Origin of the sequence: Colwellia sp. MB02u-14 (genome assembly GCF_014076915.1) — a bacterium.
Taxonomy (GTDB): Bacteria; Pseudomonadota; Gammaproteobacteria; order Enterobacterales; family Alteromonadaceae; genus Colwellia_A.
Genome location: NZ_JACGUX010000062.1, coordinates 195,446 through 209,061 on the forward strand (window position 1 = coordinate 195,446; position 13,616 = coordinate 209,061).

Sequence of the window (13,616 nt, forward strand, 5' to 3'; positions counted from 1 at the left end):
GAATAAATAGGATATAAAAAGAACGCAGAAATAAAATAAAATAGAAACCACTCTTTAAACATAAAAGTAAAAAGAGCTATTCCCATCACCGTACCAAACAATACCAACTTATTCATTATTTATTACCAAATGCAATTGAACGTGCAAAACCTTCTGCTGTACTAACCCCTTGGTCACCCGCGTGCATAATATCTCCAGGTAAAGCAATTAGTCCGCCTCCAGTAACGACCCCTGTTATAGTTCGCCCAATAACAAACCCAAAATTATTCGTGCTTGATAACATATGGTTCACTACGGCAGAATTTACCTGCCCTCTAATAACATCATCATTCCAATATACGTCAGCAGCTAAAGAGAATGCCTTATTTTCAATTAAAATATGTTCTTGAACGATTGGATTATTATCAAACTCCCTTCGACCTTGATACCCAGCTCGATATACCCCTCTAAAAACGGAAGCCCCACCTTTTGCCAGTCCTTCAACAAACCCGAATACATTTTTGCCGTAATCAAAAATATCATCTCTAACTTGCCCTGACATTACTCTGTCAGCCATGAATGAAGCAAATTTTTGTATCTCCCCCCATTTTCTTTTCGCATAGCTTTCACCATTAAACATTTGAGAGAAAGCAGCCGTTACAGCACCGTTAGTAAACTTACCGCCTGAAATAACAGAAGCTGTTCCACCGATGACCGCAGCAGTTACCACCCTCGCCCCTGCATTATCTGGAGAATAACCGAATTTATCATATATTGCTGGTTTTGCTGCGGCAGCAAAGCCAGCGGCTAAGAAACCATGTCCAAAGTTACCTCCTTGTAGATCAGAAAGTATTCCACCGACAAGCGCATTGCCAAATATATTCTCGGTAGTACCCGGAAGATAGTTTTGACCTATAGCACCAAATGCCGCAGCACTAAAGGCTCCAATCAAGGCTCCCCTACCTATATTCCCCCCATTAACTGCTGCACTGGTAGCTCCCGCAAAACCACCGATAGCGATCATGGCGCCATAAGCACAATTAGGACCACAAACCATTCCTAACGCTAAACCAACAATCACACCAGCAAACGGTTTTAATACTTTATCCCTGAAATTAGTCCATGCACTGTAACCACTAGGATCAGTATATTTTAAGGGGTTATTAAACACATAAGAATAACGGTTATAGCTTTGGCTATTATCTGGTGCTTGTATTAACGGGTCAGCCTGCAAGAACCTACCCAACGTTGGATCATAGATCCGACCGTTCATATGAATAATATCAGCATGATCTACAGATTCATGCCCGGTAAAGCCTCTTGGCGTAATATCAAGTAACTGCGTTAAGGTTATCGTATTAAATGATCCTAAGTTGGCGACATAGTTCCCCGTATTAATAACTTGCTTTTTACCCCAAGCATCAAAATACAGTTTTTGTTTAATGTCGCCATTAGCGTCTGAAATAGTGTCAATACTACCCAAGTGGTCTTTATGTAAGTAGCTAATTTCACGGGTACCGTTACTACGTCTTAGCTCAATTGCACCGGGTAAGTTACGGCGCGTAGTGATCACTGACGAGTTAGATTTACTGACCACTTCAACACTACCAAGGTAATACGTTGTCGTTGTCACGTCGATACCATCAACCTCTTCGGTTGTTACACGTTTAAAGCGCTTACGGTCGGTGCCATAGGTAAACTGAGTACTACCTTCGTTGTTGTTAATATTTACGGGCTTGTCAAAATGACTGTAATCAATCGTTCGACCTCTACCAGAGGTCATATTACCATTAGGATCATATTGATAACTTTGCGTAGTACAACCTGCACTGCCTATGCCACTAACTGCATGCGGCCGAGCTGAGTTATAGCAATAATTACCCACATCATACTTCCACAGTATGTTGCCATTTGCCGCATACCTGACTTTTTCAACATCATTAATATCTGTTAAGCGATTGATATCGTCATAATCAAAAGTTTCTAGTTGCCCTAATGTACCTGTTTTAAGGGTATCATTTTCGCGACTGCGTAAATTACCTAGGCCGTCAAATGTATAAGCATTACTTTGAATAGCAATACCATTGCTTTGTGTATTAATGGTGCTAATAAAACCATTCGCTTGGTTAAAACCTTTAATTGAAGAGGTTAAGTTGTCGCTTTGATTAAAGTGGGTAACATTGCCTAGGGCATCCATGGCTGTTACTTGGTAATACACTTTAGCATTAGCACTGGCGCCATTTCTTGATTCCAGTTGTTTTTCAAGGTAACCATAAGTATTGTAGTGGTTTTGTACGCCCCAACAATTACCAACGGCACTGCTATTGTTTACACAGCCTTGTAAGCTCGAGCTGTCTGCTTCAAAACTTTGAAATAATCGCCCTTTTTCATCATAGGTAACTTGTTGACTGTAAGTCACATTGTCAAAGGTTGTTCTAACAATATCCACTCGCCCAAAGGCATCATAGAAATACTGTTTGATTTGATTACCATCACTTTCCGATTGCAACAAATGTGAAGCAAAATAGCTATAGTCGGTATAATCTGTAACATTATTACCCGTAACTGCACGCAATACTGTTCTACCAATACTGTCTCGATAGAACTTGGTGATAAAGCCATTAGCGCTTGTTTGGCTTATTAACTCGCCTAAATTATTATAGCTATAGCTCCAATTACCTTTGTCGGGGTCGTTCATGGCAATTTTTCGGCCATAATTATCATATGTTGTTTCGATAATTGTGTTATCTACACCAATAACTTTTGTTAAATTGCCAACCGCGTTGTATTTGAATTGAATAATGCCAGCAGCATCTTGCACACTGGTGCTTTCACCTAAAACACTTTTAGTTTCAATACGACTTTGTGAGACGTTATGACTATCGTTGGTGTTAACGGTTGTTGTCACCGTTAAGCCATTATAGACCACTGTATTTGATGTACCATTAGCGGTACCTGCTGCGGTGTCAGATGATTGCACACGACCAAAAACATCGAAATAGGTAATATTCCAATACTGTGTTGCGCCCGTATAGTAAGGCATGCTTTGTTTTACGGCTCTGCCGTAAGCGTCGTAAATAACACTCTGTTTGACAATGGTACCGTCAAAGCCAACTTTTTCAGTACTAACGGCTAAACCACTGGTATTAAAATGGCTGGTGACTCTTGGCTTATCTGATGAGGTGGTGTATTGCGTATAAAGTAATGTTGATGTACCCGACCAGCTGAAATCAAGATAGTTATGAAGTGTTTTTTTACTCCATTGCCCTAAGCTATTACCGGTATAATACTGATTGCCAAAATCATCATAACCAATGTTAGTAACTACACCATTTATGTCTGTTGTTCGGGTTACTTGCCCACGATTATTACGACTATTGATAGTACTTAGCGCCGCAAACTTATCGTTACCTTTAGAAATAACATAACGACCATTAGCATCATATGTAGTTAAAGCACGGCGGAACACGCGGTTATTTAACCCGTTAGTCCCGGCACTTTCTGTTTCAATATGCGCACTACTACAGCTAACACTACCCACATTGGCATATGCGATGGTCTTTATTTCATTGCCCTTTGTGTCATAGCAATGCAAAGTACTTAACGCTTCAGAGCCACCTAAGTTAACGGTTTCAAGACTCAACATACCACTTGTGCCATGATATTCGAATGACGAGTTTCGCGTGATAACTCTTTGAGCTACTGGATGCGCTGATGGGCGATTATGGGTAACAGAGGTGTTCGATACGCGACCTAACCACCAATTACTTACATTTTCATCCGCATAAGTATTAGTTGTCGTTACTGTTGACAGAGTCGTATTGTATGAATTTTTTGTGGTTACCGCTATCGTTTGTAAATTTGCATGATTATCGCTATACACTTGATAAGTATGATCAGTATTAACTTGTGCTATTTTAGCTGTAGCGGTACCTGCATCGTTAAGGCTGTACTGGTATTCCGTACTAACGTCTAAATATGGAAAGACAATAGTCGATGATTCTAACCATTTTTCACCATAACTATTTATTGCATATTTAATGCGCTGGCTTGTCGCTACCGATGTTGTGCCATTAATATTTAATGCATTTAGCTGCGGTTCACCAAAGTAACTTAATGTCGCCTTCGGCATGCCAATATAAGGGAAGTTTTGCTGATATACCGTATCGGTTGTAACATTTGTCTGATGATCATAACTGGTGAGTTTTTCAAAACCTAAACTACCACGACCGCCTGCTTGTACACGTAAACCTTGATATTTATAACTTACGCTAACTTGATTATTTGATTCATACAAATTAGTCGAGGTATTATAACCAGGGGCATCTGAGGTAACCGTACTCACTAAATAGCTTGGTGAGATAATGTCATAAATGGGTGAGCCATTACCATAGTCGGTTAAATCTTCAGCGTTATCTGCTTTGGTATAGAACTCATCATTGGTGAGAAGATCATATTCGATATAAGTTTTTAAACCAAAACCATTGGTGATAGTGTGAATACGGTTACCCGGTTGGTTCGTCCATTGCCTTTCAAAATTAGGGTAATGACCGGTGAAGTACCAATCGGAATTACTACGATAGTAAAAAGTTTTACTGCTGTAATCAATTTTAGCAGTATCAAGCCTACCGTCACCATTCCAGTCACCAACCAACGTGCTGTCTGTATTCGAGTCAAAATTTGACTCTTCAAATAATAATTCGCTAGCACCGAACACTGTTGCTTGCTGATGATGCACACGCCATTCAGCATCCTTTTTATTAAAATATAAAATGTCTGCTTGACCATCTTTATTTACATCAACAAACTGCATACTTTGTATGTCGTCATTATTAACAGTGACTCCGTTACTGTCTTTCAGAGCAATATTGATTACAGAATCAGCAAAGCCAGCACCTGTTGCAAGGAGTAATTTATATTCACTACTACTTTTATGCAGAATATCACTAAGTCCATCACTATTGATGTCGCTGGTGAATAAACCACCATGTTCAGTACTTGCCGAGTTACTATATGAATCAGCTATATTTTCAACAAGTTGGTAACTGTAAGTGCCATTATTTTCAACTAATTCAAAGGCGGCCAAAAAATAATAACTTTGCACGCCACAGCCTACTTGAGCCTGACCTCTAATTCTAAAAATAGCATCGGCACGACCATCGCCATTAAAGTCAGTAGGCGGTAAATGAGACACAAGCGAAGAAACCGACAATGAGCCAATAGAGCTTGAACTGTACCTGACACCAGTCATAGATATGTTGACAGGTACTGCTGAACCAAAATCTCCATAGCTATTTTTAACAATATAGTTTGTACCGTTATGTCGGTATACCATGTCGGCGTCACCATCAGCATCTATATCGTTAAACATCACGTCAGTACCTGTTTGCGAGATGTTTGGCCCTAAATACTTAATATAGTTTGTGGTAGTTCTGTCTATGCCGGTGCGATCATCTTGGATAGTAGAAATTATTGCATCATCAAGGTCGTATGAAACCCACCTATTTAAGCTAGCAGAGCCTCGAGGATAAATAATTTCCATTTTACTGTCACCGTCAATATCTAACGGCGTTATGCTCGGCTGCACACCATTATTAAGTGAAAATGAATCTAAGCGAGAGGGTGGTTGAAGCGTACCTTGGTTGTTGTAGCTGATATACAAGTCGTAATGCCCTCTAGTCTCTACGATATACGCTAGGTCATTAAAACCATCGCCATCGAGATCAAACGGGACACTTACTTTAAGAGTATCTGAGCCTAAATCAAGGCTCTTATTCGGAGCCATAGCTCCTGAACTTGCACTTGTTTGATTATGCCAATCAAACACTGTGGCTGGTAAACACGTGCCGCTCGCGATGCCATTACATTCTTGAATTTCTTTAACGCGATATACATTGGTTATAGCATCATTTTCATACGTTAAATGGTAGCTTTGAATAGCGGAAGTTGTACTAAAGTGATTGTAAACAGCTATATCGTCTAATAGTGCCGTGGCTTCTACTTTTTCACCCTGCATATAACCATAAGCTTGATCAGTGCGATCTAACCCACTTCGGTAGTTAAATTCTATTTTATTATTACTATACTCAATTTTATCTATAACAACTTCATTCTTACCAAAACCGTCTGCTTCGGTATTGTAGTAAAAGAAAACTGAATTATCGATGTTTTTGAAATTGTCACTGGTACTGGCAATAAACCAAGTGAAGGCTGTGCCATTAGCACTAAGATGAAGACTGTCCGTTCTTGCAGCAGAAATATCTTGGCCACCATAATAACTAATAGAGCCATCTACCCGCTCTACGGTGAAATACGCAGGTCCATCACCAGAGTTACCTTTAGAAATAACTCTAACTTGGCTGTCAACTTCTGTTCTATATTCAGTTTCAGGCTCGCCGTAATTACCACTAACAGCTAATAGTTTTTGGCCATTGAGGCAGAAACGATCATCATTTGATAATGAAATAGTGCCAATATCATTGTCTTGTTCTTGTGTTTGTCGACATCGTGAAATTGCAGATAGACCACTAAGGTTCCACCCCATTCCTAAACTACCGTTGCCACTTCCAGAGTTATAATTGAGCGATAAACTTGGGGTTACATTGGCAATGCCTGCTGGTAACTTTACGGGTATGTTATAAATTGCAGCACCTGACTCATCTACTTTAAAACTGCCTGGCGTTAAACCAATACGAGCATCGTGAAGTGCATCAATAGGTGGTATCGCAGCTAAGGAAGGGGCTAGTGGTTGTGCAACATTTCTTTCAACATTGGGTTCAACGTTTAAATTGATTTGGCCACTCCAACCACCTGTGCTTGAACAAGAGTTATAGGTACACGCCATGACTCTAATGCTCGTATAACCGGAAAAGCGACTATCAATAATCGTGGATAATTCATCAGTGATTAAAATGCTGACCCACTGCCCTGCGGAATTTAGTGCTTGAATTTCATATTGACTAGCATGCTCTACATCACCCCACGATATTGTTGATATTCCGTTATTTTCAGATATATGAACATTGGCTGGCGCAGCAAAAGTGCCTGTGGGTGTATAAGGAATGAATGTTGTAATATCTCCTACACTGATTGGGATCCAAGTTGTATCTGCTTGGTTATCAAGTGAATAAAACATGGTAAGCATCGTTAATATTTTAAGAGAAATTCCTCTCATGAAACACATTCCTTATATTTTTATTATTTAAAGAGTAATAAATCTACTACAGCTGAATTTGAGGATTAAGCTATAAAAATTTAGTTTACAGTCAAATTATTAATCCCACATCTACCAACAAAAAGTAAATATGACATATTATTATTTTTTATAATTTACATAGATACTTAATAAACAACGTTGCATAAGCACGTTAAAAAATATCATCTTAACCGTACAATACGACGGTAAACATTCTGATTGGCACCCCAAGCTTCACAGCTACCGGCTTCATTATAACTAACGGTTATATTTCTCCCTGTTGCTTGAGCAGAAAGTAACATTGCATACATTCTTGAGCGGCCCTCTGCTGACATTGCAGAACTTATTGCAAAAGTGTTCTTACTAAGACATTCCGCTACATTAACGCCAGGGGATGATAAAGTAACCAAAATTGTTTCTTTCCCCATATAGGTAACAATACCTGTCACTTTTCCTGAAGTATCCAACCATCCAGCAATACTGGTTTGTGATACGATTAAGAATAAAAGTGCAGCAAGGAATTTAAAATATTTCATTATATCTTTCCTAAATAATAGTCTGATTAAAATTGAATATAGTTAATGCGGATATAGGCCATATTGCCTGTACCACTTCCACATAATCCATGGAAAACAATCGGCAACTTACTTGCTTTCGATGTTAATGCAGCCGACAAGGCTGCACTCGCCGCAGGTGAACTTTTATCTAAATAGGCATATATTGCATTTTCACAACCTGGTGCTTGCCATGTACCGTTTTCTGGCACAAAGTAATAAGTAGCACTCGTACCTGTGTCTTGAATTCTAATTTCTTTAATGATCTTGCTTGCTGTTGTTGTTTGTTCATTCGCAGCACTAGCCGCAAAAAATGGCAATGCAATAAATAAAAAAACCAACCGTTTGTATTTCATGGTTATACCTTCAACGTATAATTTATTTAGCTTTTTAACAGTACAATGCCATAACCCGTTTGGGTAATATCGCAAGCTTTAGTACCATCGAAATGACTAATATTTGAAATCCGTACATAGTGGTCATTTGTTAAGGCTGTGGTAATTAACCCGTAATAGTAGGGATAGTTTTTGTCTGACTGAGGAATATACACATTAAAACCGTACCAACCGACTTTACAGAACTCATCGAACCTTGGCTCTGAGAGCTTTATCCATAACATGCCATCGCCATTAATTTGTATTCGTTCAACTTTTCCAACCAGATCGGTGCCTGAAAAACCATAGTTAGAAAAAGTTACTAACGAAAACAGTAAGGCTATTTTTATAAAAAAATTCATTAATTACGCTACTCTTTACTTATTTATTAAAAATTTAAGACACAACTTAAACAGCTATAATTTAAACAACTCCAATATAAACGGGCGCAGGTGTATTACCGTAAGTAGGTAATGCTGCACAAGTGCCTGAGCCAGGATAATAAAAAATAGCTTTATTACCCTCCTTTTTTATATTTTGTAACATGCTTGTCCACATTGCACAGGTGGTAATACTGACGCCTTGCCTAGCTTCATTTAGACTACATATAACAGTGAAATCATTTCTTCCTTGGTGAAGAACATTCACCGAACCATTGCCATAGACAAGAATTCTTGAAAGACCAACAGTACAATTAAAAGCAGCTTCGCTTAAGGTACTTATTGACAGTAATAAGGTGAACAGACTAATTTTCAGTTTCATATTTATTCCTTTAAAGTGTTTTACTCTTTATTTTAAAATTTTTTTCATGAGCTTTTTTGTTTAATATAGACGCGTTGAAATAGGTGCTCTATATCGACTGTTACAACGAATAAGCCAACTACCAAGAAGGTAACGATATAATACGAAGCGAGAATAGCAGCATATATTTGGTCAAAGGAACAATCTGCGGGAGCTAAACAATATAGACTTTATTTCAAAATTATCTCTAGTAGACACATCAACGCTGGGCATTGCGATTTTAGAATTATAATGAATTATTTGACTGAATTTTTCATAGGGAAACGAGCTATTCGCGTTGACTTGAAATGAACAGAATAAAATAATAACGAATAATACTTTCAACAGTTCAATCCTTGAGACAACATAGAAAATTTAATATTAGACAAACAAATCAAAGCCTAGATTTATTTTGTTACATAATTTACATTATATTAACTACATTTACTACATATTAATAAAAAATTAAAAAACATTATTTATAACTTCATTATTGCTTTCACTTAACAGTTACGCTGTTAGTTTAATTTGCTCTGGGGTGGTTGACAGTGTTGGTTATCATGAAAAAAATCAGTTAATGGTAAACGTTAAGCAGCATGCATACACCTGTTTTTTTCTGTGATCCGAAACAATATGGACAGTCGCAGGTGCATGAGGCCAGAAACATGCAAATCACTTTTTGCGATATTCTTAAGTGCTAGAGCAACAAAAGAGCCAGTTAGTAAATTACATTTTGATGGTGACAGTGTGTCTGCATCGTATAATGGATTTCAGTCGAGGCAAAAAGTTTTTATTCGTTACGTTAACTAATAAGTGAACAGCGAATTCAACACCATGTTATACGTGACTATTCTTGCATAACATGTTGTTATTCAACTGAAATGTAAAAACCGTAACATAGGCTTTAAAGATCAAATATCACACCATACACTCTATACTTTGCAATTGTCCATTTAACTAAAATTCAATCGAATTGCATCTATTTCACAAAGCCCCGCAATTATTTTGTCATTATAGAGTTGAAACCTTGCAATTTTTTGAGTTGTTGCTGCAACTATGGCAAGCGAATAGAGACGATCAAAACCTACCGAGTTTGGGTTTAAGTAACCTCCATTAGGGCATGATGAGTTCACATTGGTCATTTCAATTCTAATAATGCCACCTTGATAATCATCGTATGCTGATATTTCGGTTATTTTTACATCACCCACAGCTACTATTTCAGCATGGGCAATATTCATAATACACCCAATGAATAAAATCAGGGTTAAAGCTAAACTTTTCATATATTTCCTATGAGCCTCGCTTAATAAACTGACTCGATAAATTTATTTTATTCTAAGTTGCACGGCAAACTGCTACACGCACACTTTAAATAATTCGAATGGATGCCTGTTATTTCTCAAAGTAGAGGGATGTTTGTTATTTCCCGTCTCCGTTTTAGTCATTTATTTTGATACTTACTTAATCAATTTAATTGAAGATAATAAAACAACGGTGTTACCTGCGCCAATATAGCCATGTCCGATTATGCCTTTACAATATGATAGTTGTATCGACTTATCTGCAGCCAAGGCAGTAATCAATAAAGGCATAATGTTTTTTTACCCATATTCATTCAACTCGAGTGCCGCTATATTACTTAAAGTAGCATTTGTAGCGTCGGCACTGGCATCTAACCTGGTTCAATTTTTATCTAAGCAAAAACCACTAAACATATGAATATCTTTAACCTTTTGTGCTGCTCCTCTATTGTCACAAAAGCCAGCAAATACTGATGATGAGAAGAAGGTTAAAAGTGTGATTAATAGTAAAATATTTTTCATTGTTAGTTACTCTAGTAAACTGGTTTTAATTAATATTACACACGATTAAAGTTTGAGTGGGTGCCTGTTATTTTTTGCTATTTATTATTCCGAAAACACGTGTAAGTACATTGGGGTTAAATAATGAGATGATAAACTCTCACATGTTTCACCAGAGACCTTTACTCGAAAACTAATACTTTTACCCGACATTAAGGCTGATAAAACCATTGATTCACTTTTACTTGATATAGTGCAAACATATTTTCCATTGCTCTTATTACCATCTAACATGAACGCTAAATTACCGTTGCATTGTTGAGGCCATTCCAAAACAAGCTTTACTGTTCCCTTACAATCTACATCGGCAAAAGCTGAAGTAGACATTATTAATAGCATTATTAATATTAATTTTTTCATCAGTACTCTTTACCTAGCTTCATAGCCCTAATAATGACTTTAATAGTCGTTATGATCAGCGAGACAAGGGTATCGCCAGCTAATGTAGCTTATTTAATTAAGGTTAATTTTAGCCGTCGAGATGTACCCAGCGAGCGGTTGCAACTTCCCAGGCTCCAGCAGAAGAACAATTAGAGCTAGAAACGTTATCAAAATGTACACTAATTGATTTCCCCATAGAATAAGCCGTTAAAAGAGTACTATATGCAACTTTACATTGTTCTGCAGAAACAGGATAAACCGTTCCAATCGTCTTGCCTAAATTACAGATATTAACGGGACCAGCCATTCCTTCTAAACGCAAGAAAGCTCTATCTGTGCTATGAACGCCTAATGTAGTTATCTTACCTGTACAAACAAATGAATTTGCGGCATTCGCCGTAAATGTAAATAAAGTCGCTATGCCTAAGCCTATAACTGTTCTGTAAAATATGTTCATGTAGAATCTCTTAATATAATGTTTTTTTTGTAGATTTCTGATGTTTTTTACTTTTTAACTTAGCCCTCCAAGCCTATATAATAAAGCTGATAAGCACTTGAGCTAAAATTTTTCCAGTTGCCTTTTGTACAAGATGTATCGGTATCATTCCTAAAATACAGTCTTATTTTTTTCTTTGCCATTTTTGCACTCAATATCATACTTAATGCTGAATTGCATGCCTCTGGCGTATACTCTCCTAACTTAACGCCTGTATTACAAAGTACGTTTCCGTCTCCAATCGAGCCTATATTTACATGGATATTACCGTTTCCAGCGACTGCAATTGAATTCACATTACCTATGCAATGGTGAGTTGCCATAGATGAAAAGGATGTTAGTAATGTGGTTAATAATAAAACTTTTTTCAATTTTCGATACCCTACTAAACTTGGTTTAAATTAATTGGCAAAAGTTTTTATCTAGTTTATTAATTATTAAAACTAAAAATAGTGATAGGTCTAACGTTGTTATTACCACACCAAGAAATAGGGTCTTTAGGGAAAATATTCGCGGTAGTTTTATCAGCAGCAATCATAAACATTGCCATTGAAATAAAGTGATTTAGTTTTTGCTCACCAACATCACTCTTTCTAACTACCCAACGCTCACCATTGCTCATCAACATGGAAAAATCTGAGGCACAATAAAAAACACTTTTTATTTTCAAACCACTGCCACTTGCCATAACCTGATTACTGAGTAGTAGAAGACCGATTAACATTATTTTTTTTAACACTTAAAACTTCCTTATATAACGCTCCATTAGGGAGCGTTTCAACGTTGTTTAGCTTTTCAAAACACCCAATTTTAAACGATAAGAAATAATTTAATCAAAATTAACCTCTTTACCTTACATTTACGTATAAAAATTTTAGTCAAAAACATGGGGGTCCCTTTTTATTCTTTTTATTCTTTTTATTCTTGTTATTGCATTTTTTCAAATAAGAATGATTCTTATGTGTCACTGGCCATTTTATTAAGTACTATATATTTGATCACGGATATCCCTGTAAAAACAATGCCACCTAAAGTGGTTGAAATTGTTGGTTAAATGAACAAACATGGTTGTATGCCATTTTAATTAACAACTCGAGCATGTTTAATTTCCATATGGTTATGTGGACTACAACCTGAAGTCCACACTTGAACTTTCTTACCCGACATGTGAGCAGCTAGCATTAAGGCATAAATTTCATCAAACACAGGGTTACTCGCTTTACTCAAAACAAAATAAACTGGTGATGTACAATTACTCGGGTTCGTACTCATATCATCCAATTGATATACTCCGTAACCACCATGAGCATTATGTACGTAGGTTACTTTTATATTGCTTGAAGGCGACCACTGTCTTGAGTTAGAAGACACAGAGTAAGTCAGTACAATAAGCATTAAGCCCAATTTTAAAAAATTCATAAATCCTCAATTTCTAAAGTACACCGATTAGATAACACCAATATACATGATCAAAAATCGATATTTGAAAATCAACTTTACTATGTAAGTTGTTTAAATAAACATTTAGCATGTTTCTCAGTAGAGAGCTTCGGGCCAAAATACCAGCCTTGATGTCTTTGAGCGAAGGCTGGTATTTTTGTTAGCTCCAAACTATACATAATTAAAAGTATGACTCTTGAACAGAAATCAAGCTCACTTCACAACTTCCTGTTACTTCAGAATATAGTCTTACTTTTTTTCCTGCCATATAGGCTGATAGTGCAACACTCAGCATTTTTTGTGATGTGGCTTCATCGTGAGCACTATGTGTAATATCAGCAACTCCCTTGCAATTTTCTTCTATTTGACGTGTCGCATCATCATTCAAATATATTCTTGTTACCTTGGAGTTTGAGAAATCATATACTTTAATGCCCTTAATAGTTCCATGCCCAATATCAGCGGACATGCCCTTCGCAGATACGCCAAACAAACTCATTAACACAACAATCTTGATTATATTCATAAACAATCCACTTTAAATGTATCGCC

14 protein-coding genes are annotated in these 13,616 nt (G+C 37.0%); all 14 read right to left on the minus strand.

Annotated features, from left to right (window positions below; translation table 11 throughout):
- Window positions 1–115: 115 nt before the first annotated feature.
- Complete coding sequence (locus tag H4J52_RS05740) at window positions 116–7,153, minus strand: RHS repeat-associated core domain-containing protein (RefSeq protein WP_182224359.1); 7,038 nt, start codon at window positions 7,151–7,153, stop codon at window positions 116–118.
- 203 nt (window positions 7,154–7,356) lie between these two features.
- Window positions 7,357–7,710 carry a hypothetical protein gene (locus tag H4J52_RS05745; RefSeq protein ID WP_182181125.1) on the minus strand — a complete coding sequence of 118 codons (354 nt, stop codon included), beginning with the start codon at window positions 7,708–7,710 and terminating at the stop codon, window positions 7,357–7,359.
- Window positions 7,711–7,736: 26 nt separating this feature from the next.
- Entirely contained in the window at window positions 7,737–8,084 is a 348-nt protein-coding gene (locus tag H4J52_RS05750; protein ID WP_182181126.1) for a hypothetical protein, read from the minus strand.
- A 26-nt stretch (window positions 8,085–8,110) separates the two neighbouring features.
- On the minus strand, window positions 8,111–8,464 hold the full coding sequence (locus H4J52_RS05755) for a hypothetical protein (protein WP_182181127.1): 354 nt from the start codon (window positions 8,462–8,464) through the stop codon (window positions 8,111–8,113).
- A gap of 61 nt (window positions 8,465–8,525) precedes the next feature.
- Window positions 8,526–8,864: a hypothetical protein gene (locus tag H4J52_RS05760; RefSeq protein WP_182181128.1), complete on the minus strand. Its 339-nt coding sequence runs from the start codon at window positions 8,862–8,864 to the stop codon at window positions 8,526–8,528.
- A 971-nt stretch (window positions 8,865–9,835) separates the two neighbouring features.
- Window positions 9,836–10,168 (minus strand): hypothetical protein, encoded by a 333-nt coding sequence (locus H4J52_RS05765; protein WP_182181129.1) that lies wholly within the window; start codon window positions 10,166–10,168, stop codon window positions 9,836–9,838.
- A gap of 174 nt (window positions 10,169–10,342) precedes the next feature.
- Window positions 10,343–10,477: a hypothetical protein gene (locus H4J52_RS19915; RefSeq protein WP_259367821.1), complete on the minus strand. Its 135-nt coding sequence runs from the start codon at window positions 10,475–10,477 to the stop codon at window positions 10,343–10,345.
- A 90-nt stretch (window positions 10,478–10,567) separates the two neighbouring features.
- Window positions 10,568–10,708, minus strand: a complete 141-nt coding sequence (locus H4J52_RS05770; RefSeq protein WP_182181130.1) for a hypothetical protein — start codon at window positions 10,706–10,708, stop codon at window positions 10,568–10,570.
- 84 nt (window positions 10,709–10,792) lie between these two features.
- The gene (locus tag H4J52_RS05775; protein WP_182181131.1) at window positions 10,793–11,107 is read right to left on the minus strand and encodes a hypothetical protein; all 315 of its coding nucleotides are present in this window, start codon (window positions 11,105–11,107) and stop codon (window positions 10,793–10,795) included.
- Between the two features lie 109 nt (window positions 11,108–11,216).
- The gene (locus tag H4J52_RS05780; RefSeq protein WP_182181132.1) at window positions 11,217–11,585 is read right to left on the minus strand and encodes a hypothetical protein; all 369 of its coding nucleotides are present in this window, start codon (window positions 11,583–11,585) and stop codon (window positions 11,217–11,219) included.
- 59 nt (window positions 11,586–11,644) lie between these two features.
- Window positions 11,645–11,995, minus strand: a complete 351-nt coding sequence (locus H4J52_RS05785) for a hypothetical protein (RefSeq protein WP_182181133.1) — start codon at window positions 11,993–11,995, stop codon at window positions 11,645–11,647.
- Window positions 11,996–12,054: 59 nt separating this feature from the next.
- Entirely contained in the window at window positions 12,055–12,363 is a 309-nt protein-coding gene (locus H4J52_RS05790; RefSeq protein ID WP_182181134.1) for a hypothetical protein, read from the minus strand.
- A 341-nt stretch (window positions 12,364–12,704) separates the two neighbouring features.
- The gene (locus H4J52_RS05795) at window positions 12,705–13,043 is read right to left on the minus strand and encodes a hypothetical protein (protein ID WP_182224360.1); all 339 of its coding nucleotides are present in this window, start codon (window positions 13,041–13,043) and stop codon (window positions 12,705–12,707) included.
- A gap of 202 nt (window positions 13,044–13,245) precedes the next feature.
- A complete protein-coding gene (locus H4J52_RS05800; protein WP_182224361.1) occupies window positions 13,246–13,590 on the minus strand; it encodes a hypothetical protein in 345 nt (114 codons plus the stop codon).
- Window positions 13,591–13,616 lie beyond the last annotated feature (26 nt).